At 51.8% G+C, this 18,182-nt stretch carries 17 protein-coding genes; 8 read left to right on the forward strand and 9 right to left on the reverse strand.

Features of this window, described 5'->3' with window-relative positions; translation table 11 throughout:
- Nucleotides 1-131: 131 nt before the first annotated feature.
- Entirely contained in the window at nt 132-581 is a 450-nt protein-coding gene (locus tag AC0YNX_RS25365; protein ID WP_475818482.1) for a cupredoxin domain-containing protein, read from the reverse strand.
- Between the two features lie 125 nt (nt 582-706).
- Between AC0YNX_RS25365 and AC0YNX_RS25370 the strand changes: the two genes are divergently transcribed.
- From AC0YNX_RS25370 to AC0YNX_RS25380, 3 genes are all read left to right on the forward strand, one after another.
- Nucleotides 707-1,786, forward strand: a complete 1,080-nt coding sequence (locus tag AC0YNX_RS25370) for an alpha/beta hydrolase family protein (RefSeq protein ID WP_475818483.1) — start codon at nt 707-709, stop codon at nt 1,784-1,786.
- A 23-nt stretch (nt 1,787-1,809) separates the two neighbouring features.
- Nucleotides 1,810-2,589, forward strand: a complete 780-nt coding sequence (locus AC0YNX_RS25375; protein ID WP_475818484.1) for a class I SAM-dependent methyltransferase — start codon at nt 1,810-1,812, stop codon at nt 2,587-2,589.
- A 158-nt stretch (nt 2,590-2,747) separates the two neighbouring features.
- On the forward strand, nt 2,748-3,227 hold the full coding sequence (locus AC0YNX_RS25380) for a hypothetical protein (RefSeq protein ID WP_475818485.1): 480 nt from the start codon (nt 2,748-2,750) through the stop codon (nt 3,225-3,227).
- Nucleotides 3,228-3,283: 56 nt separating this feature from the next.
- Here the strand turns inward: AC0YNX_RS25380 and AC0YNX_RS25385 are convergent, their stop codons facing one another.
- Nucleotides 3,284-3,760: a hypothetical protein gene (locus tag AC0YNX_RS25385; RefSeq protein ID WP_475818486.1), complete on the reverse strand. Its 477-nt coding sequence runs from the start codon at nt 3,758-3,760 to the stop codon at nt 3,284-3,286.
- 146 nt (nt 3,761-3,906) lie between these two features.
- On the opposite strand from AC0YNX_RS25385, the gene AC0YNX_RS25390 reads away from it, so the two are divergent.
- Complete coding sequence (locus AC0YNX_RS25390; protein ID WP_475818487.1) at nt 3,907-5,166, forward strand: alkaline phosphatase; 1,260 nt, start codon at nt 3,907-3,909, stop codon at nt 5,164-5,166.
- Nucleotides 5,167-5,670: 504 nt separating this feature from the next.
- Nucleotides 5,671-5,937, forward strand: a complete 267-nt coding sequence (locus tag AC0YNX_RS25395; RefSeq protein WP_475818488.1) for a hypothetical protein — start codon at nt 5,671-5,673, stop codon at nt 5,935-5,937.
- Between the two features lie 157 nt (nt 5,938-6,094).
- Here AC0YNX_RS25395 and AC0YNX_RS25400 read toward each other — a convergent pair whose 3' ends face one another.
- The 6 genes from AC0YNX_RS25400 to AC0YNX_RS25425 all read right to left on the reverse strand — a co-directional run bounded on the left by AC0YNX_RS25400 (nt 6,095) and on the right by AC0YNX_RS25425 (nt 14,333).
- Nucleotides 6,095-7,603 carry an ABC transporter substrate-binding protein gene (locus tag AC0YNX_RS25400; RefSeq protein WP_475818489.1) on the reverse strand — a complete coding sequence of 503 codons (1,509 nt, stop codon included), beginning with the start codon at nt 7,601-7,603 and terminating at the stop codon, nt 6,095-6,097.
- Between the two features lie 97 nt (nt 7,604-7,700).
- Nucleotides 7,701-8,639, reverse strand: coding sequence for a carbohydrate ABC transporter permease (locus AC0YNX_RS25405; RefSeq protein ID WP_475818490.1), 939 nt, complete (start codon nt 8,637-8,639; stop codon nt 7,701-7,703).
- Nucleotides 8,640-8,652: 13 nt separating this feature from the next.
- Nucleotides 8,653-9,645, reverse strand: coding sequence for an ABC transporter permease (locus AC0YNX_RS25410; protein ID WP_475818491.1), 993 nt, complete (start codon nt 9,643-9,645; stop codon nt 8,653-8,655).
- Between the two features lie 126 nt (nt 9,646-9,771).
- Nucleotides 9,772-11,388: a response regulator transcription factor gene (locus AC0YNX_RS25415; RefSeq protein ID WP_475818492.1), complete on the reverse strand. Its 1,617-nt coding sequence runs from the start codon at nt 11,386-11,388 to the stop codon at nt 9,772-9,774.
- 49 nt (nt 11,389-11,437) lie between these two features.
- Nucleotides 11,438-13,234, reverse strand: coding sequence for a cache domain-containing sensor histidine kinase (locus AC0YNX_RS25420; RefSeq protein ID WP_475818493.1), 1,797 nt, complete (start codon nt 13,232-13,234; stop codon nt 11,438-11,440).
- Between the two features lie 166 nt (nt 13,235-13,400).
- Nucleotides 13,401-14,333 carry an amidoligase family protein gene (locus AC0YNX_RS25425; protein ID WP_475818494.1) on the reverse strand — a complete coding sequence of 311 codons (933 nt, stop codon included), beginning with the start codon at nt 14,331-14,333 and terminating at the stop codon, nt 13,401-13,403.
- 249 nt (nt 14,334-14,582) lie between these two features.
- On the opposite strand from AC0YNX_RS25425, the gene AC0YNX_RS25430 reads away from it, so the two are divergent.
- Nucleotides 14,583-15,077, forward strand: coding sequence for a hypothetical protein (locus AC0YNX_RS25430; protein WP_475818495.1), 495 nt, complete (start codon nt 14,583-14,585; stop codon nt 15,075-15,077).
- 110 nt (nt 15,078-15,187) lie between these two features.
- Nucleotides 15,188-15,610, forward strand: coding sequence for a DUF3888 domain-containing protein (locus AC0YNX_RS25435; RefSeq protein ID WP_475818496.1), 423 nt, complete (start codon nt 15,188-15,190; stop codon nt 15,608-15,610).
- 639 nt (nt 15,611-16,249) lie between these two features.
- Here AC0YNX_RS25435 and AC0YNX_RS25440 read toward each other — a convergent pair.
- The gene (locus AC0YNX_RS25440; RefSeq protein WP_475818497.1) at nt 16,250-17,227 is read right to left on the reverse strand and encodes an aldo/keto reductase; all 978 of its coding nucleotides are present in this window, start codon (nt 17,225-17,227) and stop codon (nt 16,250-16,252) included.
- Nucleotides 17,228-17,549: 322 nt separating this feature from the next.
- Between AC0YNX_RS25440 and AC0YNX_RS25445 the strand changes: the two genes are divergently transcribed.
- Nucleotides 17,550-18,146, forward strand: a complete 597-nt coding sequence (locus tag AC0YNX_RS25445) for a sigma-70 family RNA polymerase sigma factor (protein ID WP_475818498.1) — start codon at nt 17,550-17,552, stop codon at nt 18,144-18,146.
- Nucleotides 18,147-18,182: the final 36 nt, after the last annotated feature.

Here is an 18,182-nt window from a genome sequence, read left to right on the forward strand (position 1 = left end):
TTAATATATATTTTAATTAGTATAAGGCAAGGTCGGCGATATGTACAATAGCGGGCGAAGCGAGCGGAAAAAGCAAAAACGCAGCAACCTGTCCGGTTATCTGCGTCTCATTCTGCACGTATGATTAATTATTAAGCTTCATCTACAACAATTTTGCCCTTCATATCGCGGTGTCCGGAGCCGCACATCACGGAGCAGTGGAACTCGAAGGTACCCGCGTTCGCTGCATCGAATTCGGCGCTGCCGTTGCCTTTAATGTCTACATTGTAATCGGGAATCGTGAAGCCGTGCCCGCCGTCATCGCTTGCCAGGGTAATCTTCACATGCTCGCCTTTCTTGACGTGAATCTCCGTCTGATCATACTCGAAATCTTTGGCCCCGAGCTTAATCTCGACTGTTTTCCCAGATGACGCGCTGTCTGCTGCTTTATTGTTGGTTGAGTTGTTCGTGGTGGTGGTATTAGATGTTGTATTGCTGCTGCTGCCTGAGTTCGTGTTGTCCGAATTGCTGCTTCCGCAAGCGCTGGCCATGGCTGCTGTAACGATGAGCGCCAAGATCAGCATACCTGTTTTTGCTTTCACGATTATATCACTCCCTCAACGGTTGGCTACATTTTCCATCTTACCAGAGCAACATTAAAATAGTATGAAAGGAACGAAGCTATCTGTGGAGAACTTACTAGAGGAACAAGGGGAGGGAACCCGCGATGCCAATTGGCCGAACGACGAGGTTGCTGATAGACGTAGGCAGAGATAATTCTTTTGCCGGGGATCGCGGGTCCAGACGGATTATGATTAGTATCTATTACCCTTCTGCCAAAGTGGATGCTAAGATACCGCTGCCTGTTTATCCGCAATTGTTCGAGCCGGGCCAAGCGGCTGCGATCGCTTTTTTACGTAGCAATGGCGTAGATCCGGCGTATATCGCTTCCCTGCAAACGGATATTTATAACGATGTTGAATGGGCAAATGCCGATACCTCTGCTCCGCCTTATCCGGTCGTTATTCTATCGCCAGCCTTCGGCATTGAGCGGGATATGTACTCGTTCGCGGTGCGGAAGCTGGTTCGCAGCGGCTTCGTTGTGCTGACCGTCGGCGCCACCTATGATTCGGTGTTTACGGTATTTCCGGACGGCGAGAAGATTGCGCAGCTTCCTTCTTTATCGAATCTCCAAGTGACGGATTGGCAGAGCTGGAACTCGCTGCTGGACGTGCGCGTGCAGGACCTTGCTTTTGTACTGAATCAGCTAGAGGTGATGAACGAGCAGGACGCGCTGCTTCGAGACAGGCTGAATATAGAGCAGGTTGGCGTACTCGGGCATTCACTTGGCGGGGCTGCCGTATATCACGTACTTGGTAGAAGCGCTTCTGTGAAAGCAGGAATTTTGCTCGATCCAAGTCTTCATATGCTCGGATCTGTCCGAAGGCAAGTGAAAACGCCGGTCATGCTTATGCGTCAAAATGCCTCTACCTACGAAATGCTGCTCAGCAGCGGTTGGTCGGAATCGCTTGCTAGCGAGACAATAGCTGGCCAGCGTCAGCTTGCCGATGTGCTTGGGGGCTATCAATGCTTCGTGCGCGTCCATGGCGCGAATCATCTCTCGTTCAGCGACGTGCCTCTGTTTATGTCGGACGCGGGCATCGCCGAGAAGCATGAGCTGATTGGGACGGCAATCGCTGATTTCATGCTGGAGCATGTCTGCGGCGTGGCGGGGCAGCATGCGAATCGGATTCAATCGTATACGGGACTTAGTCTTATTCGTAGTGACGGGCATTCAGCAGGCTAGAAGTGAAGGAGGAGGATTCGCAGATGGAGAGGAAACATACGTTCAATGAAATTGCAGACAACTATGATAAATATCGGCCGGACTACCCGAAGCAGCTGTTCCTCGACATCGCGGAGTATGCGCAGCTGATGGAGGAGCATGAGATTCTGGAGATCGGCTACGGAACGGGCGTAGCGACCAAAGGCTTCATCGAGCTTGGCTATGACCGTCTGACTTCTATCGAGCTCGGGGAGAAATTAGCGCAATTCACTCGCCATAAATTTAGAGACCATCCAAATTATAGCGTTATTAATAGTTCCTTCGAGGAGTGGCAGGGACCTCGCCAGCACTTCGATTTGGCGATTTCGGGGACAGCGTTTCATTTTATCGAACCTCAGGCACTGGGGTACCGCAAAGTCTATGAACAGCTGCGTGAGAACGGGACCGTTGCTTTCTTCTGGACGATCCATGTGCCTTCGCATGATGAGGTGTTCGTTCGGATTCGGGAGTGCTACCAAGCGTATGCACCTTCATTAGTAGATTCGAGTATGCCCTCTGTTGAACAGGTTGTTGAGGAGCGTTCTGCCCTTACGATGAATGGCGGGCTGTTCGAGGATTTGGTCGTGAAGACGTACAGCTGGAGCGAGCCGTGCAGTGGGGAAGATTTCATTGCGCTATTGAATACGAATTCTCGTCATCGGCTGCTCCCGGATGATGACCGGAAGAACCTGTTTGACAGTATAGCTGCCGTTATCGCTTCGCATGGTGGGTCTGTGAATCGACCGCAAGCTGTTGCGCTGTTCCTCGCGAGAAAGAAAGGCTAATATAGTCGGCTGTGCCGAGCTGCTGATCGATATGGATCGGCAGCTCTATTTCGTTGACGTCCTATTCTACAAATACGCTCCTATCCCCTTCCTCTATAAGTGGATGATCATATTCTATAGAGAGGGAGGTGGTCAAGCTGGCTATCCAAATACTGGACATGCGGTTGTCGGTGCACTCGAATATGAGCGGCGGCGATACAGAGCTGACGAATACGCCACTGTTGATCGGCGATGTCGGCTTGCAAACCGCAGGTGTAGCTTCTATTAATGCGAGCGATGTTCGCGTATTGTTGACGGGAACGGTATCCGTTGCCAAGTTCTATGATCCTGATATCATCGAGGTAACAGAAGAGGCTATCCTCGCCTCGTTCATAACGATTACTGTTGAACGGGGCGGTTCGGGGACTGCCGGTTCGGGGACGGTTATTTGGGAAGAGGTTGTGGATGTAAGCTTGCTTCAATTGACGATAGCGCCGCTAAGCATTAACGCCGGGGATTTTCCGCCTGCGGCTGATGTTTTAGCGGGGCAGATACGTTACACGATGTTCATCCGCGTGGATAATCCGTTCTACTCGTATCGGTTCGAGCTGAGCGGTCCTGCTGTATTGAACGGCATTGCTGCTGCGGGAACGACTTAGAATGACGAGATGACTCCTGTATGGACGGGAGTCATCTTTTGTTTCACAAATGTGAGTTAATCCGAGAAAGCGCTGGCATTAAAGCTCTCGGGGCCGATACGCGTGCAGTCTTCGGACGAGAATAAGAAGAGCGAGTAGACAAGCTCATGCGAAGCGGGAAAAGGAACATTATAGTCGGAGGCGGTCAGATGAAGAATCTTCACGCCGGACTCGGCTTGACTGAGCTCGTAGCGGGTATAGCCGATAATCGGGTCAGTTGGCAGTATGCCTCTAATGGCGCCGATGGCAACGACCTTGCCACCGGGCAGCTTCTCGGGAATATCTATGGCGGCTATGCCGGCCAGCTGGACGCGAATAATGCCGGATGCGCCGGTGACGTTAAGACCGACGACGCCGATCATAGTCGGGGTATCGGCAAGCAGCTCAAGGCTGATCGAGTTGCCGTTCGACGCATTTTGCGAGGTGCGGGCATCTAGTAATTTGCTCAGGGGACATCCCTCCTTTTGTGCTAGTGTATGCAGACTTGTCCACATCGCTCACGGCAGCAGCTAGCAATTGTGAGAATTTGGATGCTGATGGAAGTTATGTATCCGATTAACAAAACCTACATACGAGGAAAACATCCTCTTAATAGAAACGGATTAGTATAAACCCGTAACTATTATTAGGAGGTAGAACAATGAAACGGATGGGTAAGGGCATGAAAAGTGCGATTGCTGTAACAGCGGTGGCTGCAGTTGCGATTACGAGCAGCATCACTGCTCAAACATCGACGCAAGCGGATGCGGCATCTTCGAAAACGAAAAACGTGATTCTATTCGTCGGCGATGGAATGGGTAACGCAGCGCGTGATGCCATCCGCCTTGCAACAGTTGGTGAGAAGGGCAATCTGGCTATGGACGCAATGCCTTATGTAGGTTTGATTCATACGAGTTCGACGATTCCGGTTACGGACTCTGCTGCGGCGGCAACGGCTTTTGCAAGCGGCGTGAAGACGTATAACGGTGCAATTGGCTTGGACGCGAACAAGAAGTCTGTGAAGACGATCATGGAATATGCGAAGGATGCAGGCAAATCGACTGGCGTTGTGACGACGAGCCAAGTAACGGACGCGACTGGTGCAGCTTTCGGCGCGCATGTTGAGAACCGTGCATTGCAAAGCGATATCGCGCTGCAATACCTCACGAAGAGCAAGATCGACGTTATCCTCGGCGGCGGCGAAGACTTCTGGTACCCTGCAGGCGTGCCAGGCAAATTCAAGGACGAGCCGGCTGAAGATCCGTCCGAGAAGTCCAAAGGTACGCAAGGCAATCTCGTGAACAAAGCGAAGCAGCTCGGCTACAACTTCGTATCGAGCAAGGCAGATCTGGCAAAAGCAAGAGGCGGCAAGCTGCTCGGCCTGTTCGCCAACGAAGAAATGTTCCAGCAGCGTCCAGAGGGCGAAGGCGACATCTACAATCCGGTCGTATCGCTGCCTGACATGACGAAGAAAGCGCTCGATACGCTTTCGCTCAACAAGAAGGGCTTCTTCCTGATGGTTGAAGAAGAAGGAACAGACGAATTCGCACACAGCAACAATGCGAAGATGACGATCAAAGCCGGCCAGCAGCTGGACAAAGCGGTTCAAGTTGCAAAGGATTACGCGAAGAAAAATCCGGACACGCTCGTGCTTGTGCTTGCTGACCATGAAACTGGCGGCTTCTCCATTGAAGAGGTAAACGCAGATGACGAGAGCGGCGACGACATCTCGAAGGAAGACGGTCCATTCGCAATCGCGAACTCGAAGCAGAACTTCGTTGTGGACTGGACAACATCCGGCCACACAGCAGTAGACGTGCCGGTTACAGCAACAGGCAAGAACGCGGAGCTGTTCTCCGGCGTGTACGAGAACACGGAGATCTTCACGAAGCTGATGCAATCGCTTGGGTTTAGGAAGTAATTAGGTTTGAGCAATGCCCCACCTCTGCCGTAATGGCGAGGGTGGGGCTTTTGTTTGTTGATGGCGGATGGGGTGCGCCTCCGTAAGAAGCGGGAAGAACGCGTGACCCGTGGGGGTACGCGCATTGGTGGAAGGCGGGGCGGAAAGCGAGGCGGAAAGCGGAAGTGTGGTACTGGGTACCACAGAATGGCGGGAAATGAGCCCGAAAGTGGAAAGAGTGAATCGTAGGGATATACATTAGGCGGGAGATGGGTCGGAAAGCCGGAAGAGTGACCCGTGGGGATACACATTGGCGGGAGATGGGTCGAAAAGCCGGAAGAGTGACCCGTGAGGATACACATGAGCGGGAGATGGGTCGAAAAGCCGGAAGAGTGACCCGTGGGGATATACATTGGCGGGAGATGGGTCGAAAAGCCGGAAGAGTGACCCGTGAGGATACACATGAGCGAGGAATTGGCTAGAGAGACGAAAGAGTGACCCGTGGGGATGCACATTAGCGGGAAAATGGCTAGAAAATCGAAAGAGAGTACCGTAAGTAGCTACATTGGTGGAATAGAGTCCGGAAAGCCGAAAGAGAGTACCGTAGGGATCTACATTGGTGGAAATCCAGCCGAAATGGGGAAAGAGAGTACTGTAGGGATCTACATTGGCGGAATCCCAGCGGAAATGGTGAAAGAGAGTACCGTAGGTAGCTACTTTGGCGGTAAACCGACAATGAGAGTGAAAGAAGCTGGTTTAGTGGACTACATTAGTGGAAAACCGACGATGTGAGCGAAAGAAGCTAGTCTGGTGGACTTCATTAGCGGAAATCCACCTGCATCCATCGTATCCCCCAGCCCCGCCGACCCGGAGGTGGCGGGGATTGGGCATAGAAAACAAAAGCGAACCACGGCAACCCGCCATGGTCCGCTTTACACTGTTCGCGCGTTTACTTCGATCGCAGGAACGCATTTAATTGCTTCTGCTTCTCTTTAAGCACTTTATCGAGCCCGTTCGCGATCTCTTTCTTCTGGAAGTCCTTCGCTTTCGACGGGTCGATTGCGCCTGTTTCCAGTCCGGCGATATATTTGCTGCGGACGGTAACGAGAGCGGCCACTTGCGATTTCACCGGCTGAGCGTTGAAGGTAAAGCCAAGCGCTGGCGACAGCTTCGCGCCTTTGTTGAAGGCTTTGAATTGCGCCCATTTGTCCGGAGCTTCCGTATTCCAAACATAGTTCAAGAACTGGTTGCCGAACATCCATGTCGCACCTGGATTGTAATTCGCTGCGGATGGACCCGGCTTAATGATTTCGCCGGATTGTTTCTTGTAATGCGTGCCTTCAATGCCGAAGTTAAGCAGATTGTTTAAGTATTTGTCCGAGTGGAGCAGGTTGATGAACATCATCGCGCGAGCTGGATTTTTGGACGTAGAGGAAATACCGAGCATCGAGCCCGCTGTTTCGCCTGTCGATACGGTGCGGTCCGTCATGTTAATTTGTTTCAGCTTGCCAGCCAAGTTTGCAGCGATTGCGACCTCGGCATCTTTCCCTGGCTTCAGCGAAGCGACGATCATGAATACATTGCCTTTCTTCAAGGCATCTTGGCCGGACAGCTGCGTCGTTGCGGCATCTCTATTGATATATCCTTTCTTGAAGAGGCTGCGGGTTAATGCCAGCTGATCCATATACTGCTTATCATCAAATCTCGTAATGACTTTCGTGCTAGTGCCGTCTTTGCGGATTAGTCCTTCGATCGTCGTATCGCCGAGGTAATCCTGCTGCATGAAATAGTGGGAGTTGAAGTTATCGCCGTCACGCAGGAATAGCGGTGTTATGCTCGGCATTTTCTTCTTGACCGAAGCCAGAATTGGACCGAGATCCTTTACGGATTTGACCCTGTTCAGCTGCGAGGTGAGGCCGAGCCGATCAGCGATATCTTTGCGGTAGATGACGCCGCCTTGGGCAGCTAATTCTTTGTTCGTCGGAACGCCGTAGTTATGGCCATTTACTTTAGAACCTTTCAGGAATGCCGGATCAAGGGTCCGGGTAATGTCTTTGCCATATTGTGCGAGCAAGTTGCCGGATGGTCCTTTGGAATCGTCGAGCGCCAGAAACACTCCTTTAGCGACGTCGTTCGCATGACCGTTCCACTGTGCTGTAAAAATAATATCCATCGGCTCGCGGCTTGCTTTGAGCAAGTTCATTTTGCTGTCCCATTGGCCCCAATCGATTGGGAGCAGGTCGATCGTCGCGTTGATTTTGCTCTTTAAGTACGTGTTCATTCTCGCTTCAATCTTAGCTTCATCCTTCGCCGGAGAGCCAGGATAGTACAAAGTCAGCTTGTATGGCGCAAGTGAACTGCTGGATGCGGCGCTCGCTACCGGTATTACGGATAAAACTAGGCTAGCCCCTACAAGGAGAGAGATGTTTCTTCCCAGCTTTCTTTTTCCTAGGAACATGTGGTAGTGCCTCCCTTATTATTTAAGTGCGATGTATACTCAACCGGATGGAACCGGATCGAGCCGTTCGTTAATACGACTAGTAACCGTCTGCCGCCTACCCTTTAATCGCACCGACAGTCAATCCTTTGATGAAGAATCGTTGGAAGAACGGGTAGGCGAACACGATAGGGCCGATACCGACAACGGCCATCGCCATGGTCACCGTTTCCGTGGGCAGCTGATAGTCCGGATTCTGAGCCAGTATCGCCGAGTAGGCGGTTGAGTTGGCGCTCAGGAATGTGATATCGAGCAGAGCCTGATACATGCGGAATTGGATCGTATAGAGCGTATCTTCATTGATGAACAACAAGCTAAGAAACCAGTCGTTCCAGTAGTTCAGCGTACAGAACAGGCCGACGGTCGCAAGGACGGGAAGCGAGAGCGGCAGAACGATTTGGACGAATATGCGCCATTCGCCGGCGCCGTCGATCTTCGCAGACTCCAGGAGCGCAGATGGCACGGACTGAGTGAAGAAGGTACGAATAAGCAGGACGAAGAACGGCTGAACGAACATCGGAATCATGAGTACCCACAAGTTATCCCGCAGATGCAAGCCTTGTGTATACAGCAGATAGAAAGGAACAAGTCCGCTATTGAACAGAAGCGTGAAGAACATGATGAAAGAGAATGTTTTGCGATGAGGAAAGTCTTGTCTGGATATCGGATACGCATAGAGCGACATCGTAATCAGCGCGATTAGCGTTCCGGCTAGCGTGACGAGGAGGGAAGTGCCATACGATCTGGCGATGCTCGCCCAGTCGCTGAGAAGGAAGTCGTAAGCTGAGATACTGAACTTCTCGGGCCACAGCTTATAGCCGTCGACCAATACGGAGTTCTCGTCTGAGAATGACACCGCGATTACGAGAAGCAGAGGGAGGATGCAAAGAATCGTGTAGAACCAGAAGAACCCGTTGATTAGAAAGTTTGGCAAGCTTGCGATCTCATTAAAGTGCTTTTTCCGCTTTGCCACTGCATCAGCTACCACCTCAGCCATTTACAAGCCCCCCTTAGAACAATGCATCGTCTCTGCTGACCCGACGAATGACCAAATTTGACAGCAGCACCAGCGCGAACCCGACGAGTGCTTGATACAAGCCGGCCGCGGAAGACATGCCGATATCGGCGCTTACGATAAAGCCTTGGTAGACGTAGGTATCAATGACGAGCGTTGTATCGTAGAGGATGCCTGAATTGCGAGTTACCTGGAAGAATAGGCCGAAGTCGGAGTAGAAAATGCGGCCGATCTGAAGCAGGGTCAGAATGATAATGACCGGGCGAATCAACGGGAGCGTAATGCTGCGGATTTGGCGCCATCTGGAAGCGCCGTCTATCGTTGCTGCCTCATAATACTCTTGGTCAATTCCAATAATCGCTGCCAAGAAGATGACCGCGTAATACCCGATCCCTTTCCAAGTATTAATGAGGGGAAGAATGATCGGCCACCACTTCGGCTCCGAGTACCAATCGATCGGTTCAATTCCGAACCATGGAAGCACCATCTTGTTCAGAATACCGATGTCCGGATTTAAGAAAGCGTATACAAGATAGGAGATGACGACCATCGAAAGAAAGTAGGGAAGGAACATAACCGACTGGTGAAACTTCGCCAATCTTCGATTGCGCATGGCATTGAAGAGGAGGGCGAACGTAACGCCAATGACCAGGTTCAAGAAGATGAAGACGGCATTGTAGAGCAGCGTATTGCGGGTAATCGTCCAAGCATCGGTCGTGCTGAACAAGTAGTCGAAGTTGGCAAGGCCGACCCATTTGCTGTCCAGGAAGCTTTGGATGAAGCTGTCGGCCGTATATTCAATTTGCTTAAAGGCGATCAAGGAGCCGATCATGGGAATGTAATTGTTCAGCAGCAGCACAAGCAGAGCCGGAGCCATCATGATATAGAAAGGACCAAATCTCCTCCAATAGCCGATGTTCTGTTTGGTCCGGGATCTCGGCACTAAGGTCTTCTTGGCGGCTTCCGCAGCTTCCGTAGTTGGCGTCACCCCATCACCATCCTTTCTTTCTCTTGTACCTTTATTGTAAAGGAGGGGGAGTATAGGCATCTATCTACTGCGGTGACTGACATAGCACTGTAGTGACATTCGAGGGGAAGTCTAGCATCGTTGTGACTAATGTAGAATTTGATGCATTTTGCGATACTCCTGAGGGGATAAGCCTGTCATCTTCTTAAATAGCTTGGCGAAATAGGAGAAGTGGACATAGCCAACCTCTTCCGCAATGTTGCTTACTTTATCGTTCGTTTCGATTAAATATCGTTTCGCGCGTTCGATGCGGATCTCCGTGATGTAGTCCGATAGGGAAATCCCTGTTTCTTTGCGATATAGACGAGACAAATAAGCCGGGTTGCGGTAGACGGAAGCAGCGATGTCGTCGCGGGTCAGCTCCGTATGCAGATGCTCCTGAATATACGATTGAACCTTCGCGATGACGGCGGAAGCGTCGCGCGGGCGCTCAGCGATGGATTGTCCCATTTTATAGATCATCTTGGCGGCCCACGCCAGCAGCTGAAGCGAATTTCGCGGAACTTGATACTCTTTCAATTCACTGGCTGTGTAAACATCGTAGATGGAGAATCCCTTACGATAAGCGACGCGATACAGCATGCTCAGCATGCCGTATTGGAACAGCTCAAGCGCTTCGCGGTTAGCCTGCTCGCTCTGCCATTGCTTCAACGTATCTTCGAGCAGCATGCCGAGCTGTTCATAACCGCCATTATCGAGCAGCGCTCCCCAATCCGCGAACGAAGGAATTTGAATGCCCGCGCCTGCACCGTTCATTTCATTACCGCGCGAAGCTGCGTCCTGGACGGACTGCGGTGCGGAGACATTGGACCGCTCCAATTGCTGCAGCCGCTCAATCGAGCTGACAAGCCCGCCTAGCCCAGAGTCTTCGCCCACATAACAGGAAACTCTGCAATGGAAATAACTTTGGCAGGCTTGCACATATTCATTGCATCTCCGAAGCAAAGCAGCGCGATCTGCGGTATCGCCTTCGTTCAAGTAAAGCAATACCATGTTCAGCTCGTTACGGTCTTGCAGCACCGTGCCCGGCCATTCCCCTAAGATGATCTCCGCTGCTGATTTACGCAAAGCGTATTCCATAATACTTTCGTCGCGCGCATCCAGCTCGATATCCCATTGTTCAATGCTGAGCAGAACAGGCAGAACCTTGCTGCCTTCACTTAAGGGAATATTGAAGTATTCGAATTGTCGATTCAGCCGTTCTGGAGACAGACGGACGCGGCCGGATAGAAGCTCCTGCCAGAACCTCTCCACGAGGATGGGGAGCTGGTTCTTCCATTGTCGCCGATTGAAATCAATAATCTCCTCAAAATGCTGTTGTTCTCTTCGCAGCTCAATCTCGGCCAAAGCGCGTTTCACAATTTCTTTCAAGGCATCGTGATCGACAGGCTTCAGGAGGTAGTCAAAGCAGCCATTATGCAGCGCTTCCTGCGCGTAATCGAATCTCGCATGTCCCGTAAGGAAGAGGGTTAGCGCGTGCGGGCGGTTATCCCGCGTCCAGCGAAGCAACTCCAGTCCATTCAGACCGGGCATTTCAATATCGGAAATGATGAGATCCACCGGATGCTCCTCCAGCAGCTGTATCGCCCGGGCTGCATCCTCGGCTTCCCAGATCTTGTGGATCGGCAAATCGCTCCAGTCGATGCCTTGCGTAATGCCTTTCAGTGCGTAGATTTCATCGTCGACGACAAGCATGTTAACCATGAGAACAGTCCCCTTTCGCCTGCGTAAGAGTTTGAGTTTGCGAACAATGTTAGTATCTTTGCTCCTGCCCCGGTCTTTGCCTGTCTTCAAATGCGTTCGTCCCGCGAAGTGGCAGTCGCATCCGGACGATTGCTCCTTCGGACTCGCCGTTCAAGAAAGCAATGCCGCCTTCATCGCCGTACAGCATGCGGAAGCGGCGCAGAATGTTCCAGATCCCGAGATGATGCTCGCCTTCTCCATCTAAATGCTCGTCGTTTTGCAAGCCCTCCAGAAAGTCCGGGGGAAAACCAGGGCCGTTGTCCGCTATCGACAGCATGAGGAATTGATCCGGCTTCTCTTCATCCTCGCTTGAGGATATGGAGATACGGAACGGCTTGCCGTCTTGAACCTTCTTGCTGAAGCCGTGAATGACCGAATTCTCGACGAAAGGCTGCAGCAGCAGAGGGGATAAGGCTACCTGCAAATGCTCGGGAAGCACATGAATTTCGTATTCCAGCTTCGTCACGTAACGGATCTTATGAATTTCCAAGTAATGCTCGATATGCCGGATTTCATCCTCCAGCGCAACCATCGTCCGATGCCCGAGCATCAAGAAACGGAAGTAGTCTGCCAGATGCAGGCTCATCTTCTGCACTAATTTGTAGTCCTTCAGTGCGGCCAAATTATAAATGATATTGAGGCTGTTCATATAGAAATGAGGATTGATTTGGATCTGGAGATGTTTATACTCAGCCTTCTGGACGCGGAGCTGTTCCTCGTACACGTCGATTTTGAGCTTCTCGATCTGTTCGGCCATTAAGTTGAACGTGCTCGACATGAAGTCGAATTCGCTGTTACCTTGGCCAACCGGAAGCCGCACGTTGAATATCCCTTGTCCCAGCTTCCGCATGCCTCGGACGAGAGCGACCAGGGGCTTGAACATCACTTTCTGCAGGAACAGCCAATAGAAAGAGAGAACGATGGCAACGGTCAGAGGGATCCAGATATACAGCATTTTTTGAAAATACGGCAAGTTCTTGAGCGTATACGTTTCGGGGAGAACGATCATGTAGTGAATATCCGATATTGCCGAAGGCTGGGTGATGACGAGAAAATGATTCTGGTTCCATGTCGTTCGGCCCTGCTTGGTCATTTCCACGATATCGTTATGCACGACCGATTCTTGAACGACAGGCAGCGGCGAGTTCGTGAGCGGATTGCCTGCCGGATCAACGACAAACGTCGCCCCGTCGGGACCTACGTCAAATTTACTGAGTTCTTCGTTTAAACGGTCAATTTGCACCAGTGCCCCTATATAGACGCCGGAGCCAAGATCGACGGTTTTAATGAGATAGTTCGTGTCGTTAGGAATGGAGAAGCGCTCCCAGCGCTGCGTTTCTTCAGGCAAATCCTTCGAGGCCAGCTTGGTGGTGTAATTCAGCAAAGCGTCTTGTACCTCGGCGAAGTGGAAGCTGTATTGCGTGGAGAAGAACATGTCGTCATCCTTGCGGGAGTAGACGAAGAAAGTATCGACTTTATTGTAGTAGCCGGTATCAAGCAGGAAGCGCCGAGTCAGCTCCATCTTCGCCATCGTATAATCCGAATCGTCGTAGGCGAGAGACAGCGTCTGTATCGTCTGAATATCCTGGTCGCCTTGCATGCGATACAGATAACGCATCGTTTCCTGGAGGATGGCGTCGTTATTCTTGACCTGCTGCTCCATCAGGTTGTTGTAGTGCAGCGATATTTGGTCACGCACTACATTCGTCGCATACACATTGTTGTAGACGAGAAAGAGCACCATAGGCGCAATCATCAGTAGAAAACCGAATACGATCTTGAAGCGAACGGACTGCCAATATTGCATGTATCCCCATCCTTCGCGCCATAGTATCCAAGTTATACCAAGCTAATTCCAGCATACCTTAGATAAATGAAAGCGGCAACAAAATATGGGACTAACGTCTCAATATGGAAAAGAGAAGGGGCTGCCCCATAAGTCATAATGACTTATGGGACAGCCCCTAATTAGGCTAGGCGAGCTGGCGCTTCACCGTCCAACCGGATGTCGGCGGCTCTAACACATATTGGTGAGGCTTCCCACCGGAGTCTTCGATGGTGAGCATCAGCCCGTCAGCGACGGGAAGGATATCGTGCACCTCACCGCCGGGGACGAGCTGTTGAACAAGGGGCTCCAGAACCGGGATGAGCGCATCCTCGAGCCACATCCGTTCCAGATGCCACTGCGGTGCTGGCGCAGGAGCGGGATATCCGCTCGCAGGTGCGCGAAGCGCTGCCGCCAGCTCAAGCGGATCGCTTTTGTCCGGCAGCGGAGTGCCCGCTCCGACCGCAGCGACAAAACGCAAGCAAAGCTCGATCGTATTCAGCACCTCGTCATACTCGAGACTGCCATTGGCATAGCGGATTTCGACCGTTCCGATATCGAACCATGCCGCCGTATTGATGCCGCACCGATGGGATTGCGGGCGGCCGTGATGTCGAACCGCCTCTTCGCACGGCTCCGCCACATAGCGCTCTCGCATCTCCTTCGTGACAGGCGGACAGTAGATCCGCCGGTGCTCGCTCATCTGCAGTAGCTGCGCCAGTGCTTCTTGATAGAGCAGGGCAGCGTCCAGCATGGGAAGCACAGCCTCCTGTCCCCATGGCTCGATCCCCACATGCACATGCAGGCCGCAGCTCCAATTGGCGGATGCGCCTTGCGCTTTGAGCCGTTCCAGCATGATGCGAATCTGCTCCTTATCCGACCACAACATCGGAGGAGGCTTGAGCTCGCTTCCCGACTTCGCGCCAGTCTCATCCAGCTGGTGCTCATCGAGCGACATGATCCAGCCTGGCAGCAGCTCAAGCTCTTCCGGCTTGCCTCCTACGAATTCAATCTCAACTCCAAAACGCAACATTTGCCAATCGACAACAGATGGCCACATGCCAATCACCGTTCCTCTCATTATTGTGTGCTAGCTGGCGCATATGAGAGTAGGCGGGCCTCGGGCACGCAGCGCGCATCCGGTATCTGTGGCTTAACGGGGGATTTTTATTCTAGGCATCGCTGCACCTCTCTTGGTAACATTATCAACTCCTACATCAATTCGCTAACCGCTTCAGCTATTCCTCTCTCTCAAAAATGTGCACTCATCTAGTTCATCTACCAGCGGGCGTTCATAACATATAGGGAAACGATAGGGAGGTGGTTAAGTATGGCGAATCAATTTTTGGACATGCGGATATCGGTTCACTCCGATGAGAGCGGCGGTACAACCGCGTTGACGGATGAACCGTTGTTAATAGGCGATATCGGGCTGCAAACGGCGGGCGTGTCTCCTTTCAACGTTGGCAACGTTCGTGCGCTGCTCACGGGGACGGTGGGAGTCGTTAAGGTGTTTTCGCCAGAACCGACAGAGATTCCGGATCTCTCGGCATCGATAACGATTACGGTTGAACGTGGCGGTACAGGCACGGCGGGTACGGGAACTGTGATACTGGAAGAGATTGTTTCGGTTGGTATTGCACAGACGACGATTGCTCCGCTTAGTGTTAGTATTGGCGATTTTCCTCCTGCAGCTGCGGTAGCGACGGGTCAGATTCGTTACACGATGTTCATCAGCGTGGACAATCCGTTATCGATTGCATTCCAATTCTTGCTGTCAGGCCCTGCTGTATTTAACGGCGTTGCTACAGCCGGCACGACATAAGTATATTCCTGCGACAGGCGCGATCTTACTTGGTAAGATTGCGTCTTTTTTGATGGGTGCGGGGCAAAGCTAGTGATAATCGTGCATGCAGATCAAGAGGTGGAGAGCTGATGATTTATCGAGTTGTTGTGATTGGGATGGTAGTGATGTTGCTAGTCGGCTTCATGCAGCCGCGAGCGCAGGCCAAGCGTTCAGAGGAGCCATGTCAGAGGCTTGTCCTTACGCTGCTGAATCCGGTTATTCGAGCGGAGGTCGAGAAGTATTATCGGCACATATTAACCGAGCCGCCGATGGTCGCGCCTTTCTTAGGTGGCAACGAATTAGCGTATACATATGAATCATCGTGCATTGATGTGACCGTGACGATCCAGCCCTATGTCGGACCGCACCTCAGCGTAGGGAAGGATCGAATTGTGCTGACTGTCGACAATCTCAGTCGTGTAAAAGTGGTGAGCTACGAGCATCTCGCGGACTACGAGCTGCCGCCGAATTGGGAGCATATCCGGAAGAAGGGAGCCGGGGCTACAGGGTGAGGGAGCGGATTGCGCTAGGTAGCTTAGTGTAGTTAGTTGAAGAGACGATTGAGCGAAAAGGGTATCCAGTACCCTTCATTGGCGCAATAAGCGGGAAATTAGCTAAAGAGGAGTAGGTAGTACTCTAAATTGTCTCAATTGTGCTAATTTTCGAGTAAGAAGGGTAGCGGGGACCCTTCATTGGTGTGATTAGACGAGATTAGTTGAAGAGAGGTACTATATACCACACATTAGCGTAAACAGCCGGATTTCTTAGCAAGAGTGTCACTCAGTGCCACACATTAGCTTAAACAGCTGGAATTTTGAGCAAGAGTGTCACTCAGTGCCACACATTAGCTTAAACAGCTGGAATTTTGAGCAAGAGTGTCACTCAGTACCACACATTAGCTTAAACAGCCGGATTTCTGAGCAAGAGTGTCACTCAGTACCACACATTAGCTCAAACAGCCGGTTTTCTGAGCAAGAGTGTCACCTAGTACCACACATTATCCCAAACAACCGTCCGCCGTCCGTTCCCGAGCCTAGCGAACATCTGCGCCCAGCGCACGCCCCGCGTCTGCGCCTAGCTCCCAACATCACGTGCCCCAATGCAAACAAAAAAAGAGCCGGCCCCCAAGGCCGGCTCTTCTCTTCTCTCCATTATGGCAAAGCAACGCCGCGCGATGCGACGTACAGCGTGTACCAGTCCTCGCGCGAGAGGCGAAGCGTCGCCGCGTCTTTGCAGGCGCGGATACGCTGCGGGTTGATCGTGCCGATAACCGGCTGAATGCCTGCCGGATGCGTCATCAAGAATGCGAGCACGATCGACTCCTTCGTCGTGTCGTGCTTCTCGGCCAGCTCCGCGACGAGCTTCGCCGTCTTCACGACGCTCTCGCTTTGCCCTTCCAGCGAGCCGCCGGAATAGCGGCCTTGAGCGAGGGGGCCCCAAGATTGCAGCTGAATGTTCTCGAGGCGGCAATATTCCATCGTGCCTTCCGGGAACACGTTGCTGCGCCATGCGTCCTGATTGACGCTTACCGCTGTGTCGAGGAAGCCGAGCTTGTGCAGGCTCATCTCCAGCTGGTTCACGATGAACGGCTCGTCGGTATAAGCCGACAGCAGGCGGATCTGGCCTTGGCTCATATTCGAGACGCCGAAGTGGCGGACTTTGCCGGATGCTTTCAGCTTCTGGATCGCGCTTGCCACATCTTCCGGCTCAACGAGCGGATCCGGGCGGTGCAGCAGCAGAATGTCGAGATATTCCGTGCCAAGGCGCTCTAGAATGCCGTCAACGCTGTTCAGAATATGAGTTTCCGTAAAATCAAACCGGTGCGGCGAATGCTCGTCACCGAAGCGAATGCCGCACTTCGATTGCAGAATGATCTGCTCGCGAAGATCCGAACGCTCCTTCAGCATTTGGCTGAACACGCGCTCAGCCTTGCCAGCTGTATAGATATCGGCATGGTCATACATGTTAATGCCGATTTCGAGCGCGGCATCAAGCGCTGCATGTCCTTCCTTATAATGCTCAGCCGTAATCGGACTGCTTGCATTCCAGTCCCCGCCAAGTCTCATGCAGCCAAGTACAAGCTGGCTTGCTGGAATGCCGCGGCGCTGAAGCGGTATTGGTCTAGTCATATGTAATCGTCCTCCGTGTCCATGTAAGATTAAGCACGAGTAATCCAGTTCCCGTCCCATTATGCGCCACCCACTACCAAAATAAAAGTAGTGAAATAATTGATATGTAATGATACAAGGTATACAAAGTGAACAATAGTATAGCGCGCTAATCGTACAAGGTTAACCAATTAAATTGTGCTTCAACGCAGGTATATACGGAATCGACACAAAAAAGCATGCTTTTACAGATGCGTTTCTTGTTTTTCCTGTTATAATAAAAGGGAGTAAGTTGGATGACGGGTGGCAAAGGAGAATTGCCGTGAATGAGGCGCAATTAGTAATGTTATCGAGGCAAGGCGATGAGACGGCCTTCAATACACTGGTCGAGCTGTACAAGGATAAGCTGTCTAGAATGGCTCATAAGATTCTTCGCAGCAAGACAGATGTCGAGGATGTCGTGCAGGAAACGTTCCTGAAGGTTTATTTGAACCTGAACCGCTTCGATGAGAACAAACGATTCTCAACCTGGATTTTTCATATCGCCAAGAATGTCTGTCTTGATTTACTGCGTCGCCGCAAAACACCGCCGCTGCCGCTGGATCAACCCGTTACCGCTCATTCCGAACAGAATTTGTCTCTTCACGATGTCATTCCGCACTCCTCGCTCTCTCCGGAAGGCGAAGTGATTGAACGCGAGCTGGCGTCGAAGATGACGGAGGTCATTGCGAAGCTGCCGGAGAAGTACAGAACCGTCGTCTATCAGCGCTACGTGCTGGAGATGTCGATGGAAGATATTAGCCTTATGAACAACATTCCCGTTAATACGGTGAAGTCCCGTATCCATCGCGGCAAGGATGTCATGAAGAAGCGCTGGGGCAAGTACTTGCTCTTGTACTCGCTGCTGCTGTTCAACTTCTTACTGCTTGTCATTCCATAAATAGACCAAAGTGCCTTGGAGAGTCCACCGGACTCA

The organism is Paenibacillus sp. J31R98 (assembly GCF_056269245.1).